Origin of the sequence: Kocuria kalidii (assembly GCF_044462225.1) — a bacterium.
GTDB lineage: Bacteria > Actinomycetota > Actinomycetes > Actinomycetales > Micrococcaceae > Kocuria > Kocuria kalidii.
In genome coordinates, this window is record NZ_JBISWJ010000066.1 from 1 (window position 1) to 17,623 (window position 17,623).

General features: G+C 74.2%; 14 protein-coding genes. 12 read left to right on the forward strand and 2 right to left on the reverse strand.

Annotated elements, in window-relative coordinates; translation table 11 throughout:
• Positions 1 to 135: 135 nt before the first annotated feature.
• Together ACH9D3_RS09230 and ACH9D3_RS09235 are read left to right on the forward strand one after the other, a co-directional pair.
• Positions 136 to 591 carry a TadE family type IV pilus minor pilin gene (locus ACH9D3_RS09230; protein WP_396410712.1) on the forward strand — a complete coding sequence of 152 codons (456 nt, stop codon included), beginning with the start codon at positions 136 to 138 and terminating at the stop codon, positions 589 to 591.
• Positions 592 to 664: 73 nt separating this feature from the next.
• Positions 665 to 1,009, forward strand: coding sequence for an Rv3654c family TadE-like protein (locus tag ACH9D3_RS09235; protein ID WP_449555778.1), 345 nt, complete (start codon positions 665 to 667; stop codon positions 1,007 to 1,009).
• 5 nt (positions 1,010 to 1,014) lie between these two features.
• Here the strand turns inward: ACH9D3_RS09235 and ACH9D3_RS09240 are convergent, their stop codons facing one another.
• Positions 1,015 to 3,357, reverse strand: coding sequence for a DEAD/DEAH box helicase (locus ACH9D3_RS09240; protein WP_396410714.1), 2,343 nt, complete (start codon positions 3,355 to 3,357; stop codon positions 1,015 to 1,017).
• 95 nt (positions 3,358 to 3,452) lie between these two features.
• A complete protein-coding gene (locus tag ACH9D3_RS09245) occupies positions 3,453 to 5,249 on the reverse strand; it encodes an alpha,alpha-phosphotrehalase (RefSeq protein WP_396410715.1) in 1,797 nt (598 codons plus the stop codon).
• Between the two features lie 262 nt (positions 5,250 to 5,511).
• On the opposite strand from ACH9D3_RS09245, the gene ACH9D3_RS09250 reads away from it, so the two are divergent.
• The 10 genes from ACH9D3_RS09250 to ACH9D3_RS09295 all read left to right on the forward strand — a co-directional run bounded on the left by ACH9D3_RS09250 (position 5,512) and on the right by ACH9D3_RS09295 (position 17,454).
• The gene (locus tag ACH9D3_RS09250) at positions 5,512 to 6,297 is read left to right on the forward strand and encodes a DeoR family transcriptional regulator (protein WP_396410716.1); all 786 of its coding nucleotides are present in this window, start codon (positions 5,512 to 5,514) and stop codon (positions 6,295 to 6,297) included.
• Positions 6,294 to 7,430, forward strand: coding sequence for a galactose-1-phosphate uridylyltransferase (gene galT / locus ACH9D3_RS09255; protein ID WP_396410717.1), 1,137 nt, complete (start codon positions 6,294 to 6,296; stop codon positions 7,428 to 7,430). The genes ACH9D3_RS09250 and galT overlap by 4 nt, the downstream gene beginning before the upstream one ends.
• Entirely contained in the window at positions 7,427 to 8,659 is a 1,233-nt protein-coding gene (gene galK / locus ACH9D3_RS09260) for a galactokinase (RefSeq protein ID WP_396410718.1), read from the forward strand. Before galT ends, galK begins: the two co-directional genes overlap by 4 nt.
• A 75-nt stretch (positions 8,660 to 8,734) precedes the next feature.
• The gene (locus ACH9D3_RS09265) at positions 8,735 to 9,187 is read left to right on the forward strand and encodes a pyridoxamine 5'-phosphate oxidase family protein (protein ID WP_396410719.1); all 453 of its coding nucleotides are present in this window, start codon (positions 8,735 to 8,737) and stop codon (positions 9,185 to 9,187) included.
• A 109-nt stretch (positions 9,188 to 9,296) separates the two neighbouring features.
• Entirely contained in the window at positions 9,297 to 10,259 is a 963-nt protein-coding gene (gene trhO, locus ACH9D3_RS09270; protein ID WP_396410720.1) for an oxygen-dependent tRNA uridine(34) hydroxylase TrhO, read from the forward strand.
• 1 nt (position 10,260) lies between these two features.
• Complete coding sequence (locus ACH9D3_RS09275) at positions 10,261 to 11,919, forward strand: DUF7059 domain-containing protein (protein ID WP_396410721.1); 1,659 nt, start codon at positions 10,261 to 10,263, stop codon at positions 11,917 to 11,919.
• A 60-nt stretch (positions 11,920 to 11,979) separates the two neighbouring features.
• Positions 11,980 to 12,417 (forward strand): pyridoxamine 5'-phosphate oxidase family protein, encoded by a 438-nt coding sequence (locus ACH9D3_RS09280; protein ID WP_396410722.1) that lies wholly within the window; start codon positions 11,980 to 11,982, stop codon positions 12,415 to 12,417.
• Positions 12,418 to 12,620: 203 nt separating this feature from the next.
• Complete coding sequence (topA, locus tag ACH9D3_RS09285; RefSeq protein ID WP_396410723.1) at positions 12,621 to 15,485, forward strand: type I DNA topoisomerase; 2,865 nt, start codon at positions 12,621 to 12,623, stop codon at positions 15,483 to 15,485.
• A 47-nt stretch (positions 15,486 to 15,532) separates the two neighbouring features.
• Positions 15,533 to 16,510, forward strand: a complete 978-nt coding sequence (locus ACH9D3_RS09290) for a Ppx/GppA phosphatase family protein (RefSeq protein ID WP_396410724.1) — start codon at positions 15,533 to 15,535, stop codon at positions 16,508 to 16,510.
• On the forward strand, positions 16,507 to 17,454 hold the full coding sequence (locus tag ACH9D3_RS09295; RefSeq protein ID WP_396410725.1) for a TIM barrel protein: 948 nt from the start codon (positions 16,507 to 16,509) through the stop codon (positions 17,452 to 17,454). Before ACH9D3_RS09290 ends, ACH9D3_RS09295 begins: the two co-directional genes overlap by 4 nt.
• Positions 17,455 to 17,623: the final 169 nt, after the last annotated feature.

Sequence of the window (17,623 nt, forward strand, 5' to 3'; positions counted from 1 at the left end):
CTCCCCCTGCCCATCCGCCCCCCCGTGCCCTTCCGACGCCGAGCCCCGTTGCCACTGCGCCCCGACGCCCCTCGGCATGCACCCGCTGCGTCCCCGTCCCGTTCTCTCCGCACCGTCCATTCCCAGGAGCTCGCCATGACCGCCGCCTCTCCCCGTTCCCGGCTCCGGCCCCGTTCCCGGCTCCGGCCCCGTTCCCGGCTCCGGCCCCGTTCCCGGCCTCGGCCCGCCCCGCGCGACCGCGGGGCCGTCACCGCCGAGACGGCCGTGCTCCTGCCCGCGCTCGTGCTGCTCCTGGCCGTGCTCCTCGCCGCGGCGGCGGCCGGGATGACACTGATCCGGTACGAGGAGGCGGCGCGGGCCTCGGCCCGCGCCGCGGCCCGGGGCGAGAGCGCCGCCGTGGTCCGCTCCACGGCGCTGCGAGTGGCCGGGGAGGACGCCGCCGTCCGCCTCGGCGGGGACTCCGGTACGGCCACGGTCACGGTGACCGGCCCGGCCCCGGGCATCCTCGGCACCTGGGGCGGCTGGGAGCTGCGGGCGGACGCCTCCGCCGAGACCGAGGGGGCCGGAGCGGCCGGTGGGAACGGTGGCTGAGCCGCGCGGCCGCCGCCAACGGCTCGACCGCCGCCCCGACCGGCACCGGGACCGAGACCGCGGGAGCGGCACGGTGCACGCGCTGACGCTCACCATGGTGCTGGGGGTGCTGCTGCTGGCCGTGCTGATGCTCGCCCAGGCGGGGATCGCCACCCACCGCGCCGGCAAGGCCGCCGACCTCGCGGCGCTGGCCGCCGCCGACACGGCCCGGGGACTCGTGGCCGGCGACCCGTGCGGCACCGCTGCGCGCGTGGCCGGGGACAACGGGGCACGGCTCGAGCTGTGCGAGCTCGTGGAGCCGGAGCGGGTCGTCGTCGACGTGCGCACCACCGTGGCCCTCGAGGGGCCGTTCGCCCGGATCGGTCCCGCCCGCGGCGTGTCCCGGGCGGGGCCGCCGGCGTCCTCCGGCGGCCCGTGAGGGGCTCAGGTCCGGGGGGCGTCGTGCAGCACCGCGTCGATCAGCCGCACCGCACCGCGCTTGTCCAGCGGGTTGTTGCGGTTGCCGCACTTGGGCGACTGCACGCAGGACGGGCACCCGTGCTCGCACTCGCAGGAGGAGATCGCCTCCCGGGTGGCGTGCAGCCACGCGACGGCCGTGTCGTAGCCGCGCTCGGCGAACCCCGCCCCGCCGGGGTGGCCGTCGTAGACGAAGACCGTCGGCAGCTCCGTGTCGGCGTGCAGGGCGGTCGACAGCCCGCCCACGTCCCAGCGGTCGCACGAGGCCACGAGCGGCAGCAGGCCGATCGCGGCGTGCTCGGCGGCGTGCAGCGCCCCGGGGACGTCGGGCTCCTCGATCCCCGCACCGCTCAGCACGGCGCCCGGCACGGTGAACCACACGGACTTCGTGAACAGGTCACGGGCCTCGAGCTCGAGGGGCTCCTCGCCCAGCACCTCGTTGGAGAGCACGGACTTGCGCTGGAACGAGACCACCTTCGTGGTGACCTGGACCCGGCCGAAGTGGACGGTCACGGGCCCCCAGCGCTCCGAGCGCTCCTCGGCCACCACGCTCACCTGCGTGATGTCCCGCGCGGTGGTGTAGAAGTCGGGGTGCGCCCGCGTCACGGCGGCGACCGAGCCCTCTTCGTCGAGCTCGTCCACGAGATAGGTCCGGCCCTGGTGCACGTACACGGCCCCCGGGTGGGCCTGGTAGTGGGACTGGGGGGAGTCCATCGTGCCCAGCACCGCGCCGGTGTCCGTCTCGATGATCCGGATCGGCCCGCCGCCGTCCGAGCGCAGGGACACCATCCCCGCCGCGGACTGCGGATGCGTCCAGAACCAGCCGTTCGGCCGTCGGCGCAGGTGCCCGCTGTCCACGAGCGAGCGGAGCACCTCCGGGGCGGTGGGTCCGAAGCGGCCGACCTCCTCCGCGCGCAGCGGCTGCTCCGCCGCGGCCGCGCACAGGTGCGGCGCCAGCACGTAGGGGTTCGACGGGTCGAAGACGGTGGCCTCGACGTCGACGTCGAAGATCGCCTCCGGGTGGTTCACCAAGTACGTGTCGAGGGGGTCGTCGCCGGCCACGAACGTGGCCAGGGCCTCCTGCCCGGCCCGGCCCGCCCGGCCGATCTGCTGGAAGAAGGACGCCCGGGTGCCGGGCCACCCCGCCACGACCACGGCGTCGAGTCCGGCCACGTCGATGCCGAGCTCGAGCGCCGACGTGCTGGCGATCCCGAGCAGCCGTCCGTCCCGCAGCGCCTCCTCGAGCGCCCGGCGCTCCTCGGGGAGGAACCCGGAGCGGTAGGCCGCCACCCGGTGGGCCAGCGAGGGATCGACCTCCTCGAGCTGCCGGTGGGCGATCTGGGCGATCGTCTCCGCCCCCCGGCGGGACTTGATGAACGCGATGGTGCGGACCTGGCGGAGCACCAGGTCAGTGAGCATGTCGGCGGTCTCGGCCAGGGCGGTGCGGCGCACCGGGGCGTCGTTCTCGCCGCCGCCGGCCGTCTGCTCCGGCTCCCAGAGCACCACGGTCACCGGCCCGTGCGGGGAGAAGTCCGTGGTCACCGGTGTCACGTCCGCCTCCGGGACGCCGACCAGCCGGGCGAAGGAGGCGTGCGGCTTGAACGAGGTCGCGGACGCCCCGATGAAGACCGGGTCCGCCCCGTAGAGCCGGCAGATCCGGTGCAGCCGCCGCATGAGGTTGGCCACGTGCGAGCCGAAGACGCCACGGTACGAGTGCGCCTCGTCCACCACGACGTACTTCAGCCGGCGGAGGAAGCGGGACCAGCGGGCGTGGTTGGGCAGCACCCCGTAGTGCAGCATGTCCGGGTTGCACAGCACCACGTCGGCGTGGTCCCGGACCCACCGGCGCTCGGCCGGGTCGGTGTCGCCGTCGTAGGTCGCGGCCCGCAGGGTCGGCAGCCCGAGCGCGTCCAGGCCCTTGAGCTGGTCGGCGGCCAGGGCCTTGGTGGGCGAGAGGTAGAGGGCCGTCGCCTCGTCCGGGTGGCGGACCATGCCCGGGTTCGCCAGCGCCGCGAGCCGGCCGCGGTGCACGGCGTCGGCCACGGGCGCCTGGTAGGCCAGGGACTTCCCGGACGCGGTCCCCGTCGCGACCACCACGTGCCGGGGGGCCAGCACCGCCTGGACCTGGTGCAGGTACGGCGCGTGCACACCGAGCCGTTCGTAGGCGCCGACCACGTCCGGGTGGAGGTGCTCGGGCCACGGCGCCGTCACGGCGTCCCGGTCCGGGATCTCCCGGACGTGGCGCACCTGCTCCGGCGCGTCGCCGCGGCCGAGCAGGGGAAGCAGGGAGTCGTGGTCGGGAGACGGCACCGGTTCATTCTGCCACCGCCGCCCCGGCGGTCCCACCGGCGGACGAGACGGCGGACGAGACGGCGGAACCGCGGCGGGAGGTGCCGGCCCGGGACTCAGCCCCGCGCCGCGGCGGCGGTCCGCCGGTGCACGCGGGCCTCCCACGGACGCAGCACCCCCTCGTCCCCGGGGGCGACGACGTCGGTGCGGTTGCCGATCAGCACCTCGGCGCCGGCCCAGCCGCCGGGCAGGTCGGTGCGGACGTCCTCGCCGGAGACGTTGGCCAGCACCAGCAGCTCCACGTCTCCGAGCCGCCGGGTGAAGGCGTAGAGCTGCTCGTGGTGGGGGAGCAGCATGGTGAAGTCGCCCAGGGCCACGACGGGCTCGGTGTGGCGCAGCTCGATGAGCCGCCGGTAGTGGTGGAACACGGAGTGCTCGTCGGCGCGGGCGGCCTCGGCGTTGACCACCCGGTGGTTGGGGTGGACGGGGATCCACGGGGTGCCGGTGCTGAACCCGGCGTGCTCACCGGCGCTCCACTGCACGGGGGTGCGGGCGTTGTCCCGCCCGGTCCGGCGCAGTCCGGCCAGCACGGCCTCCGGGTCCGCGCCGGCGGCCACGGCGTGGTGGTAGTGGTTGACCGACTCGATGTCGCGGAAGTCCTCGATCGAGCCGAGGTCGGCGTTGGTCATGCCCAGCTCCTCGCCCTGGTACACGTAGGGGGTGCCGCGGTGCAGGTGCAGCAGCGTGGCCAGGCACGTGGCGGAGGCCACCCGGTGGGCGGGGCTGTCGTCGCCGAAGCGGGAGACCACCCTCGGCTGGTCGTGGTTGTTCCAGTACAGCGAGTTCCACCCCGTCTCCTCCAGGCCCTCCTGCCAGCGGCCCAGCGAGGCCTTGAGGTCGGTCAGCCGCAGCGGGGCCGGGTCGAACTTCCCGCCGGGGCCGTGGTCCAGGCCCACGTGCTCGAACTGGAAGACCATGTCCACCTCGGCCCGGGCCGGATCCGTGAACAGGACCGCCTGCTCCACGGTGACCCCGGGCATCTCGCCCACCGTGATGAGCTCGGCGTCCCGGTGCGCGAAGACCTCCCGGTGCATCTCCTGGAGGAACTCGTGGATCCGCGGACCGCAGAGGTAGGAGCCTGACCCGTCGCCCCAGGGCGTCCCGTCCACCGGCGGCCCGTCGTGCAGGCGGCCGTCGGGGGCGACGTCCTTGCTGATCATGTTGATGACGTCCATCCGGAAGCCGTCCACCCCGCGGTCCAGCCACCAGCGCATCATGGCGTACACCGCCTGCCGCACCCGGGGGTTCTCCCAGTTGAGGTCCGGCTGCTTGGCCGAGAACAGGTGCAGGTAGTACTCGCCCGAGGCCTCGTCCAGCTCCCACGTCGAGCCGGAGAAGAAGCTCTGCCAGTTGGTGGGCTCCGCCCCCGGGGCACCGGCCTCCATGCCCGCCCGGGGGGACCGCCACCAGTACCAGTCGCGCTTCGGGGAGTCCGGGGAGGAGCGGGACTCCACGAACCACGGGTGCTCGTCGGAGGTGTGGTTCACCACCAGGTCCATCACCAGCTTCATGCCGCGTCCGTGCACCGCGGCGAGCAGCGCGTCGAACTGTTCCAGGGTGCCGAAGACCGGGTCGACGTCCTGGTAGTCGCTGATGTCGTAGCCGTTGTCGTCCTGCGGGGAGGAGTAGATCGGCGACAGCCAGATCACGTCCACGCCCAGGTCCTGCAGGTGGTCCAGGTGGGCGAGGACGCCGCCGAGGTCGCCGATCCCGTCGCCGTCGGAGTCGGCGAAGGACCGGGGATAGATCTGGTAGACGACCGCGTCGGTCCACCACGCGGGGGCGCCCCCGGTGCCGCTGCCGGTGCCCGGCCGCTGGGCGGTGCTGTCCTGCTGCTGGTGATCGGTGCTCATTCGGCTGCTCCTCGGGTGACGCCGCGGACGACCGCCCGGCGGCAGGCGACGGCACCCCCGGGTGGCGGCGTCGTCGCGCCGGGGCGGCCGGTCTCGATACCCGACCAGTCTGCTCGAACGGAGTGCGTCGGCGACACCGCCGGCCCCGGACGGGAAGCAACACCATCGCACGCGAAGTGTGTTCAAATGAACACCATGTGGATGGCGTCCGTCCGAGCGCCACGATGCACCGCACGGACGGCCCGACCGACCAGGAGAACGGATGACCGACATGCTTCCCGACCGTCGACGCCGGGAGATCCTCGACCGCGTGCGTGCCGCCGGTGCGGTGCGGGTCGCCGACCTGGTCGCCGAGCTGGGCGTGTCCGACATGACGGTGCGCCGGGACCTGGACCGGCTGGCCCGGGACGGGGAGCTGCAGAAGGTGCACGGCGGCGCGAAGCTGCCGGCGGGGTCCTCCGCCGCCGAGCCCGGCTTCGCGCGCAAGTCCGAGCTGCAGCTGCCGGAGAAGGCGGCGATCGCCGCGGCCGCCGAGGCGATGGTGGTCCCGGGGATGTCCGTCGCGCTGAACTCCGGGACCACCACCTTCGCCCTGGCCCGCGCGCTGCGCCGCGTCTGCGGCATCACGGTGGTGACGAACTCCCCGCGCATCGCCGACGTGCTCCGGGACGCACCGGCCACCGGCCAGACCGTGGTCCTGCTGGGCGGCGTGCGCACGCCCTCCGACGCCCTGGTGGGCCCGCTGGCCACCGCGGCCCTGCGCACCCTGCACGTGGACCTGTGCTTCCTGGGCGTGCACGGGCTGTCCGAGCGGGACGGGCTGACCACCCCGAACATGATGGAGGCCGAGCTCAACCGCCTCTTCCTCCAGCGCTGCGACCGCAGCGTGGTGCTGGCCGACTCCACCAAGTGGGGTCTGTCCGGGCTCCACCGCATCGCCGGCCTCGACGAGGTGGACATCGTCCTGACCGACGACGGTCTGGGCGCCGCGGCCCGCGAGACCCTGAGCCGATCCGTCCCCGACCTGCGACTGGAGCCCGTCCGATGACACCGCCCCTGCCCACCGAGCGCGCCGCGACCGTCGCGCACCGGACCCACCACCTCGCCGACGGCCGGGAGGCCGTGTTCTTCAGCGACCGCGGCACCGCACCGGTGGAGCAGGTGGTCGACCGGCGGCCCCTGGACGCCCGCTCCGGGCACGGTGAGGTGCGCTTCGACCGGCTCACGGGGGAGTGGGTGGCGGTGGCCGCCCACCGGCAGGCGCGCACCTACCTGCCCCCGGCCGACCAGTGCCCGCTGTGCCCGTCGGCGGGCGGGCGGGAGTCCGAGGTCCCGGCGGCGGACTTCGACGTCGTCGTCTTCGAGAACCGCTTCCCGTCCCTGGGCCCGGAGCTGGGGGTGCTGCCCGATCCGCACGAGGCGGGGGAGCGGAGCCTGTGGGGCTCCCCGTGGCCGGCGTACGGGCGGTGCGAGGTCGTGGTGTTCACGCCCGAGCACCGGGGCTCCTTCGCGTCCCTGCCCCCGGAGCGGGCGCGGACGGTGGTGGAGGCCTGGGCCCAGCGCACCGACGCACTGTCCGCGCTGCGGGGGGTCCGGCACGTGTTCCCGTTCGAGAACCGGGGCGAGCAGATCGGGGTGACCCTGCACCACCCGCACGGGCAGATCTACGCCTACCCCTACCCCGCACCGCACGCGGCACGCCTGGCCGCGCGCTCCCGGGCCCACCTGGACCGGACCGGCCGGGCCCTGATGGGCGAGGTCCTGGCCGACGAGGCCGAGGCCGGGGACCGGATGGTGCTGGCGGGCGAGCACTTCTCCGCCTACGTCCCCTACGCCGCCCGGTGGCCGCTCGAGGTGCACCTGGTGCCGCACCGGCAGGTCCCCGACCTCGCGGCGCTCACCGGTGCCGAGCGCGACGAGCTCGCGGTGGTCTATCAGGATCTGGTCCAGCGCGTGGACCGGCTCTACGACACGCCGACCCCCTACATCGCCGCCTGGCACCAGAGTCCGGTCGCGACCGCCGACCGGGAGGCCGGCTGGCTGCACCTCCAGCTGACCAGCCCGCGGCGGGCGGAGGACAAGCTGAAGTTCCTCGCCGGCTCCGAGGCGGCCATGGGGGCGTTCATCAACGACGTCACCGCCGAGCAGACCGCCGCACGACTGCGGGAGGCCGCCCGATGACCCGCGGGCGCACCGCCCCGGGGTCCGGGCACGACGACGCCCGGGCGCGGCAGCTCGCGCGCCGCTTCGCCGGGGTGTTCGGCCACGCCCCGGACGGGGTGTGGCGGGCCCCGGGCCGGGTGAACCTCATCGGGGAGCACACCGACTACAACGACGGCTTCGTGCTGCCCTTCGCCCTCGACCGCTCGGCGATGGTCGCGGTCCGGCTGCGCCGCCCCGAGGAGCCGGGACCCGACGGCGGGGCGGCCGGGCACGACGTCGTCGACCTGGCCTCCACCTGGACCCCGGACGGCACCGGGCTGTCCCGGGCCCGGCTCCGGGTCGCGGACCTGGTCCCGGGAGCCGTGGCCGGGTGGGGGGCGTACCCGGCCGGGGTCGTGCACGTGCTGTCCGGGCCGGACGGCGTGCGGGTGCCCGGCTTCGAGCTGCTGCTGGACTCCACCGTGCCGGTCGGGGCGGGGCTGTCGTCGTCGCACGCCGTGGAGGTCGCCACGATCGTGGCGCTCGACGACCTGCTCGCCCTGGGACTGGACCGCCCGGCCATGGCGCGGCTGACCCAGCGGGCGGAGAACGAGTTCGTCGGCGCGCCCACCGGGATCATGGACCAGTCGGCCTCGCTGCGGGGCCGGGCCGGCGCGGCGCTGTTCCTGGACTGCCGCTCCCTGGAGGCCGAACTCGTGCCCCTGCCCCTCGCCGAGCACGGGCTCACCGTCCTGGTGGTCGACACGCGAGTCGCCCACTCCCACGCCGACGGCGGCTACGCCGCCCGCCGCGCCGCCTGCGAGCGCGGGGCCGCCGCCCTCGGGGTGGGCTCCCTGCGCGACGTCCCCCGCGACACCGACCTCGGGGCGCTGGACGAGGAGACCGCCCGGAGGGTCCGCCACGTGCTCACCGAGAACGACCGGGTCCTGGAGACCGTCGAACGGCTGCGGGCCGGGGACGTGACCGGGATCGGGGAGCTGCTGGCGGCCTCGCACGCCTCCCTGCGCGACGACTACGAGGTCTCCTGCCCCGAGCTGGACCTCGCCGTCGACACCGCACGGGGCGCCGGCGCGGTCGGGGCGCGGATGACCGGCGGGGGGTTCGGGGGCAGCGCGATCGCCCTGGTCCCCGCGGACGCGGCCGAGCGGATCGCCGCCACCGTGGCCGAGGCCTTCGCCCGGGCCGGCCACCGGGCCCCGGACGCCTTCCTCGTCGCACCCGGCGACGGCGCCGGGCGGGTGCTCTGAGGACCCGGCCCGGCGCCTCCGGTCACGAACCTGACACGGGTCACGTCCTCGGGGGCCGCGTGCCAGAATGACCGCATGAGCAACCCCATGAACATCTCCGGGCAGCACCCCGACCAGGAGGACCGCGCGCACCGGCCCCCGGTCACGGAGCTGTCCCCGGAGCAGTGCTGGGAGCACCTCTACAGTTCGCGCTTCGGCCGGATCGCCACCACGGACGGCGAGGAGATCGAGATCACCCCGATCAACCTCGTGGCCGACGACGAGAAGATCTACTTCCGCACCGCCCGGGGCACCAAGCTGCTGCACCTGGTGCTCGACGAGCACGTCGCCGTGCAGGTCGACCAGGCGCAGGGCGGGGAGGCGTGGTCCGTGCTCGTGCGGGGCCGGGCCCGCCGGCTGACCGACCCGGAGGAGACCGCACGGGTGGACCAGCTGCCGCTGCGGCCGTGGGTGGGCACCACCAAGCCCGAGTACGTCGAGGTGGCCCCGGCCAAGGTGACCGGCCGGGTGTTCCGCCTGGGCCACTGACCCGGGCCGCTGACCCGGGCCGCTGACCCGGGCCGCTGATCCGGTTCCGGCGGCGGGGCCGCCGTCCCGCACGGCGTCCCGGGCCCCGCCGCGCTTGTAGCCTGGAGGCGTGGCACAGCACCGGATCGTCCTCCACTACGTCTTCACCCCGCTCCCCGACCCCACGGCCGTGATGCTCTGGCAGCGCGCCCTGTGCGAGGGCCTGGGCCTGCGCGGACGGATCATCGTCTCCCGGCACGGGATCAACGCCACCGTGGGCGGCGAGATCACGGCCCTCAAGCAGTACACGCGGGCCACCCGCTCCTACCCCGGCTTCCGGGACACGGCGCCCACCTGGTCGGACGGCTCGGCCGAGGACTTCCCGCGGCTGTCCGTCAAGGTCCGCGACGAGCTGGTGTCCTTCGGTGCTCCCGAGGAGCTCGAGGTCGACGAGGTCGGGGTCGTCGGCGGCGGCATCCGCCTGGCCCCCGCCGAGGTGGACGAGCTGGTGGCCCGCCGCGGGGAGGACGTCGTGTTCTTCGACGGCCGCAACGCCCACGAGGCGCGGATCGGGCGCTTCCGCGGGGCCGTGGTCCCGGACGTGGCGCACACCCGGGACTTCGTGGCCGAGCTCGACTCCGGGAAGTACGACCACCTCAAGGACCGCCCCGTGGTCACCTACTGCACCGGCGGGATCCGCTGCGAGGTGCTCTCCGCACTGATGCGCAACCGCGGCTTCGAGGAGGTCTACCAGCTCGACGGCGGCATCGCCGAGTACGGCCGCGAGCGTGGGGACCGGGGGCTGTGGGAGGGCTCCCTGTACGTCTTCGACCGGCGGATGCACATGCGGTTCACCCCGGCGGCGGTCACCCTCGGGCGCTGCGACCGGTGCGCCGCCCCCGCCAACCGCTTCCTCAACTGCGCGGACGCGACCTGCCGCGCCCTGGTCCTCGTGTGCCCGGACTGCCAGGAGGAGCTCCCGGAGCTCACCTGCCCCGCCGGGTGCGGGGCCGATCCGGACGACCCGCCCGACGACGCCCTGGCCGCCTCCGTGCCGGCCGCGGGCCCCCGTGCCCGGACCGGGGAGCGCTGACATGGCCACCGACGTGCCCCGCCCCGCCGCGGGCCCCGCCTTCTCCCGGGTCCCGGGGACGCCCGCCTCCGACGACCCGCGGGCGCTGGCCGAGCTGCACACCGCCCTGCGCCGGACGGGCTTCACCCACGACCGCGTGGCGGACCTGCTGGGCGGGGCCGCCATGGACGCGCTCGCCCGGGACCAGGCCGTGCCCGCCCTGCGGGTGCTCGAGCCGGCCCTCGGCGCGCCGGGGCACCCGGACCGGGGACTGGCCGGCGTCGTCGCGCTCTTCCTGCTCGGGCGCACCGTCCCCGCGGACGTGCTCGGCGGGGCACCCGTGCAACCGGCGCAGCTCGTGGGCGCGGGTCTCGCGGAGGAGACGGCGGGCGGGCTGCGCGCCACCGTGGACCTGCGCCCCCACGCGTCCGACGACGGGACGGAGCTGTACGTGGCCAGCGACCTCGGCGAGTCCCAGCGCCCCGGCGTGCTGCGCCGCGACCACGTGCTGGGCATCGGGCAGGCGTCCCTGACACTGGCCCGGACCACCGACCGCCGCCGGGTGGACCGGGCGCTGGACCTGGGCACCGGGTGCGGCATCCAGACGTTCCACCTGCTCGCCCACGCGGGGCACGTGACCGCCACCGACGTCTCGGACCGGGCGCTCGGCTTCACCCGCTTCAACCTGCTGCTCAACGCCCGCGCCCTGGACGTCGACCCCGACCGGCTCGAGGACCGGGTGAGCCTGCGCACGGGCTCCCTGCTGGATCCCGTGCGCGGCGAGCAGTTCGACCTCGTGGTGTCCAACCCGCCGTTCGTCATCACGCCCCGGACCGCCGGCGAGGACGCGGAGGACCGCTTCACCTACCGGGACGGCGGCCTGCCGGGGGATCGGATCGTCGCCGACCTCGTGGAGGGCCTCCCCGGTGTCATGGCCCCCGGAGCCACCGCGCACCTGCTCGGCAACTGGGAGGTGGCCGCGCCGCCGCCCGGGGACGGGCGACCGGCCGCCGAGCGCTGGATGCTCCGGCCCGAGCGGTGGGTCCCCGAGGACGTGGACGCCTGGTTCGTGCAGCGGGAGCTGACCGGCCCGGAGGAGTACGCCGAGACGTGGCTGCGTGACGCCGCGGAGTCCCGCGACCCCGACCGCTACGAACGCGCCTACCGCGCCTACCTCGACGACTTCGCCGCCCGCGGCGTCGAGGCCGTGGGCTTCGGCATGATCAGGCTCCGCCGTCCGGCCCGGACCCGGCACGGCGGCGCGCTGCGCCGCTTCGAGCACGTCCCCCACCCGGTCCAGCATCCCCTCGCCCCCGCGCTCGCGGCGACGTGGGAACGGGCCGACTGGCTCGCCGCGCACCCGCAGGACTGGACGGACACCCGGTTCGTCGCCGCCGAGGACGTCACCGAGGAGCGCCACCAGCGTCCGGGCGCCGAGCACCCCGGCGTGATCCTGCTCCGGCAGGGAGCCGGGCTGCGCCGGACCGTGGTGCTCTCGAGCGAGGCCGCGGGCTTCGCCGGGGCGTGCGACGGCGAGCTGAGCGCCCGGCAGATCCTCGGGGCGCTCGCGGCCCTGCTGGAGTGGGAGGGCGACGAGCGCCGGAGGCTGACCGAGGAGGTCCGCCACCTCGTGCACGACGGGTTCCTGGTGCCGCAGGAACCCACGACGACTCCGGCCTGAGCACCCCGGTGGACGGATGGGCAGGAGACGCCGCGGCGGTGGCAGTGGAAGGATGGGAGCATGACCATCGGAGAGAACCTGAACCCCATCAAGACCCTCGACAAGGACACCGTCTGGAGGCTCCTCGACAAGCACCCGTTCGGCCGGCTGGCCGTCGAGGCGGCCGGACTCGTGGACATCTTCCCCGTGAACTACGTGGTCCACCAGCACAAGCTTTACTTCCGCACCGCCCAGGGGTCCAAGCTCTCGAGCCTCATCGTCAACGACCAGGTCGCGTTCGAGATCGACGAGGTCTCGCCGGACGACGTCGTGCGCTCCGTGGTGGTGCACGGGAGGGCCCGCCGGCTCGAGACGCGCGCGGAGATCGACGCCGCGGAGGAGCTGCCGCTGAAGCCGTGGGCGCCCACGCTGAAGTACAACTTCGTGGTCATCGACGTGGAGACGGCGACCGGCCGTGAGTTCACGATCGCCGACGAGCCCGAGCACCACCCCGCCTGAGCCCGCCCACCGCCGGCCCGGCCCCCGCCGTCCGCGGGCGGCCGGGCGCCCGTCCGGGGCCGCGGTCGTCCCCGGGTCCCGCCGCGCGGGGGTTGACGACGGTGACGCGTTATGGTGGAGCGCAACGGCGGGCCGACGCCCGTCCGCCCCGACGTCCAGCAGCGCCGCGGCCCGCGGCACCGCGGACCGCAGCAAGGAGTACCGTGCCAACGAAGGCCCCCCAGAGCCCGGGAACGGGCAAGAGCCTGCTCATCGTGGAGTCCCCGTCGAAGGTCAAGACCATCGCCGGGTACCTCGGCGACGCCTACGAGGTCGAGTCCTCGATGGGTCACATCCGCGACCTCCCGCAGCCCTCGGAGCTGCCGGCGGAGCTCAAGAAGGGGCCCTACGGGAAGTTCGCGGTGGACGTGGAGCACGGCTTCGAGCCGTACTACGTGGTGAACCCGGACAAGAAGAAGAAGGTCACCGAGCTCCGGCGCAAGCTCAAGGACGCGGACGCGCTCTACCTCGCCACCGACGGCGACCGCGAGGGGGAGGCCATCGCGTGGCACCTCCTGGAGGTGCTCAAGCCCAAGATCCCCGTCTACCGGCTGACCTTCTCCGAGATCACCCGCGAGGCCATCGAGCGCGCGTTCGGCGAGCTCCGTGAGCTCGACCAGGACCTGGTCGACGCGCAGGAGACCCGGCGCATCCTGGACCGGCTCTACGGCTACGAGATCTCCCCCGTGCTGTGGCGCAAGATCGCCTCGGGCCTGTCCGCCGGGCGCGTGCAGTCCGTGGCGACGCGGCTCGTCGTGGAGCGGGAGCGCAAGCGCATGGCGTTCGTGCCCGCCGACTACTGGGACCTCAGCGGGACGTTCGCCCGGGCCGACGGCGAGGACGCCGGCACCGCCTTCAGCGCCCGGCTGTCCTCCGTGGACGGCAAGCGGGTGGCCGGGGGCCGGGACTTCGGCGACGACGGCGTGCTCAAGGGCGCCGCCGACAAGCTCGCGCACCTGGACGAGCCGGCGGCGCGCGAACTGGCCGCCGGCCTCGAGGACGCGGCGTTCACGGTCCGGTCGCTGGAGACCAAGCCCTACACCCGCCGCCCGGCCGCGCCCTTCACGACCTCCACGCTGCAGCAGGAGGCGGCGCGCAAGCTGCGCTTCACCTCCCGCACCACCATGCAGGTGGCGCAGAAGCTGTACGAGAACGGCTACATCACCTACATGCGCACCGACTCCGTGGCGCTGTCCGACCAGGCGGTCACGGCCGCCCGGCGGCAGGCCACGGACCTCTACGGCGCCGACTTCGTGCCCGGCTCCCCGCGCCTCTACAGCTCCAAGGCGAAGAACGCCCAGGAGGCGCACGAGGCCGTGCGCCCCGCCGGCGACTCGTTCCGCACCCCGAACCAGGTCCGCGGGGAGCTCACCGCGGACGCGTACCGGCTCTACGAGCTGATCTGGAAGCGCACGGTCGCCTCCCAGATGGCGGACGCCAAGGGCTCGACGGCCACCGTGCGGCTCGGCGCGACGTCGTCCGCCGGTCGCGACGCCGAGTTCTCCGCGTCCGGCACCGTCATCACGTTCCGCGGGTTCCTCGCGGCCTACGAGGAGGGCCGGGACGAGGACCCCGCCGAGGGCAAGGAGGCCAAGGACGGCAAGGACGGCGACAAGCGCCTCCCGAGGATGGCGGAGGGCGACCGGCTGGACGCCGCCGAGGTCGAGGCGGACGGGCACCGCACCTCGCCGCCCCCGCGCTACACCGAGGCGTCCCTGGTCAAGGTGCTCGACGAGCTGGGCATCGGCCGGCCCTCGACCTACGCGGCCACCATCTCCACGATCATGGACCGCGGCTACGTCCGGGTGCGGGGGTCCGCGCTGATCCCCTCGTGGACGGCGTTCTCCGTGGTGCGCCTGCTCGAGGAGCACTTCTCCGACTACGTGGACTACGACTTCACGGCGGAGATGGAGGAGGGGCTCGACCGCATCGCCCGCGGCGAGGAGGACAGCACCGACTGGCTGCAGGACTTCTACTTCGGCTCGCAGGGCCACGAGAACGGGCTCAAGCCCATCGTGGACGACCTCGGCGAGATCGACGCCCGCGCGGTGAACTCGATCCCCGTGACCGGGGACATCACGCTGCGGGTCGGCAAGTTCGGCCCCTATCTCGAGGTGACCGGGGCCGTGGACCCGGAGACCGGGGAGATCACCGAGCCGATCCGGGCGAACGTGCCGGAGGACCTCGCCCCCGACGAGCTCACGCCGGACAAGGCCCGCGAGCTCATCGAGACGGGCAAGGCCGACGGGCGCGAGCTCGGCCGGGACCCGGAGACCGGGCGCGCCATCGTGGCCAAGGACGGCCGCTACGGGCCCTACGTGACGGAGGTGATCCCCGAGCCCACCGCCGAGGAGCTCGCGGCCCTGCCGGTCGAGTACTACAAGAACGGCAAGCCCAAGCCCCCGAAGAAGCCGGTCAAGGCGAAGCCCCGCACGGGGTCGCTGCTGTCCACGATGACCCTGCAGGAGGTGACCCTCGAGGACGCGCTCAAGATCCTGTCCCTGCCGCGCACGCTCGGCACGGACGCGGAGGGCACCGAGATCACCGTGCAGAACGGCCGGTTCGGCCCCTACCTCAAGAAGGGCTCCGACTCCCGCTCGCTGCAGTCCGAGGAGCAGCTGTTCACGGTGACCCTCGAGGAGGCCCTGCAGATCTACGCCCAGCCCAAGCAGCGCGGCCGCGGCAGCGCCAAGCCGCCGCTGGCGGACCTGGGGGTCGACCAGATCACGGAGCGGCCCATGGTGATCAAGGACGGCCGCTTCGGTCCGTACATCACCGACGGGGAGACCAACGTGACGGTCCCGCGCGGCGAGACCGTGGAGCAGATCACCCCGGCGCGCGCCAGCCAGCTGCTCGCGGAGAAGCGTGCCCAGGGCCCCGCTCCCAAGAAGACGGCACGCTCCGCGGCCAAGGGCACCACGACGAGGAGCAGCGCCAAGAAGACCGGCACGACGAAGACCGGCACGACGAAGAGCGCCGCCAGGAAGCCCGCGGCGGCCAAGCCCGCCCGGGCCGGGACCAAGGGCTGAGCCGCCCGCCCGCGGGTCGGACACGGAACTCGAAGGAGCACCACCGCATGCGTCTCGGAGTCCTCGACGTGGGGTCGAACACCGTCCACCTCCTCCTGCTGGACGTCTACCCCGGCTCCCGGCCCGAGCCGTACGCGTCGCACAAGCTCGCGCTGCGGCTGGTGCAGTACCTCGACGCGGACGGCAACATCTCCGACGCCGGCCGGGACGCCCTCACGGCCTTCGTGGTCGAGGCCCGGGACTTCGCCGTGGAGAACCGCGCCGAGGACTTCCTGGCCTTCGCGACGTCGGCGATCCGCGAGGCCGGCAACGGGGCGCAGGTGCTGGACCACGTGCAGTCGCGCTCGGGCGTCACCCTCACCGAGCTGGCGGGGGACCAGGAAGCGGCCGTCACGTTCTTCGCGGTGCGCCGCTGGTTCGGCTGGGGCGCGGGGACCGTCCTGGACCTGGACATCGGCGGCGGGTCCTTCGAGATGGCCCTGGGCGGCAACGCCCTGCCCACCGCGGCGACCTCCGTGCCGCTGGGCGCGGGGCGGCTCACCCGCACCTTCATCGCCGGTGACGTCCCGACCCCGAAGGAGATGAAGGCCATGCGCAAGCACGTGCGCCACGAGCTCAAGCCCGCCGTCGCCCGCATCCGCGAGGCCGGCGAGCCCACCTGCGTGGCCGGGACCTCCAAGACCTTCCGCTCCCTGGCCCGGATCTGCGGGGCCGCCCCCTACGACATGGGACCGTACGTGCCCCGCACCCTCCACCTCGAGGACCTGCGGCTGTGGGCCCGCCGGATGGAGGCCATGTCCCCGGACGAGCGCGCCGAGCTGCCGGGGGTCTCCTCGGCCCGGGCCCGTCAGATCCTCGCGGGAGCCGTGGTGGCCGAGTCCGCCATGGACGCCTACGGCATCGACTCGATCCGGATCTGTCCGTGGGCGCTGCGCGAGGGGCTCATCCTGCGCCGCCTCGACCAGCTGAGCAGCCACTCCGACGTCCGCACCGTGGACCCCCGCCACCTCGTGGGTGCCGCATGAGCGAGCAGCCGGGCTCCGCGGCGGAGCCGTACCGTCCCCACGTGGCGCTGTCCACGAGCTCCCTCTACCCGCTCGGCGTCCCGGAGACCTTCGAGGCGGCCGTGGAACTGGGCTACGACAGCGTGGAGGTCCTCGTCACGCACGAGCGGATGAGCCAGCTCACCCACCAGCTGCAGGACCTCGTGCAGCGTCACCAGCTCCCCATCTCCACCATCCACGCCCCCACCCTGCTGCTGACCCAGCAGGTCTGGGGCAAGTCCTGGACCAAGATCCAGATGGCCGCCGCGCTGACCGAGCAGGTGGGCGCCGAGGTCGTGGTGGTCCACCCGCCCTTCCGCTGGCAGCGCCGGTACGCCGCGAACTTCGTGGAGGGCGTGCGGGTGGTCTCCCGGGCCACGGGCGTGAAGATCTCCGTGGAGAACATGTACCCCTGGCGGGTCCGCGGTCGCGACACCGTCGTCTACGCCCCGCACTACAGCCCGCTGGGCCTGGACTACGACTGGGTCACGTGGGACTTCTCCCACGCGGCGACGGCCCGGATGGACTCCCTGGCCGCCATCCAGGAACTGGGCTCCCGGCTGGGGCATGTGCACCTCACCGACGGGTCGGGGGAGACCACGGCGGACGAGCATCTGCTGCCCGGCCACGGCGTGCAGCCGGTGGCCGAGTCCCTCGAGTTCCTCGCCTCCACCCGGTGGCAGGGCATCATCGGGGTCGAGGTCTCGACGCGCCGCTCGAAGAACGCCGAGGAGCGCACGCAGTGGCTCGCGGAGTCCCTCGAGTTCGCCCGCCGGCACACGAGCCTGCCCCACACGTCGGACGGCGCGGGCGGCACTGAGGACACCGGCAGCACCGGAGCCTCCGGCCGCACGGGGGTCGCCGACGGCTCGGAAGCCCCCGGCGGCACGGAAGCCACCGACCGCACCGAGGCCACCGACGGCTGACGTCCGCGGACGCCCCGCGCGACCGACCGCGCCCGTCGGTCCGCCCGTGACGATCCCACCGTGAAGTCTTATCGCGACGATCCCACCGCGACGATCCGACTGCACCGACCGCCCACGACCGAACCACCGTCACCGAAGCACCCGCACCGATGAGAGGACCTCACCGACC

Coding starts and splice junctions, on each gene's coding strand:
- ACH9D3_RS09295 (WP_396410725.1), top strand. CDS start 16,507: ATGAGCGAGCAGCCGGGCTCCGCGGCGGAGCCGTACCGTCCCCACGTG.
- galK (WP_396410718.1), top strand. CDS start 7,427: ATGACCCGCGGGCGCACCGCCCCGGGGTCCGGGCACGACGACGCCCGG.
- ACH9D3_RS09250 (WP_396410716.1), top strand. CDS start 5,512: ATGACCGACATGCTTCCCGACCGTCGACGCCGGGAGATCCTCGACCGC.
- galT (WP_396410717.1), top strand. CDS start 6,294: ATGACACCGCCCCTGCCCACCGAGCGCGCCGCGACCGTCGCGCACCGG.
- ACH9D3_RS09290 (WP_396410724.1), top strand. CDS start 15,533: ATGCGTCTCGGAGTCCTCGACGTGGGGTCGAACACCGTCCACCTCCTC.
- ACH9D3_RS09265 (WP_396410719.1), top strand. CDS start 8,735: ATGAGCAACCCCATGAACATCTCCGGGCAGCACCCCGACCAGGAGGAC.
- ACH9D3_RS09280 (WP_396410722.1), top strand. CDS start 11,980: ATGACCATCGGAGAGAACCTGAACCCCATCAAGACCCTCGACAAGGAC.
- ACH9D3_RS09275 (WP_396410721.1), top strand. CDS start 10,261: ATGGCCACCGACGTGCCCCGCCCCGCCGCGGGCCCCGCCTTCTCCCGG.
- ACH9D3_RS09245 (WP_396410715.1), bottom strand. CDS start 5,249: ATGAGCACCGATCACCAGCAGCAGGACAGCACCGCCCAGCGGCCGGGC.
- ACH9D3_RS09230 (WP_396410712.1), top strand. CDS start 136: ATGACCGCCGCCTCTCCCCGTTCCCGGCTCCGGCCCCGTTCCCGGCTC.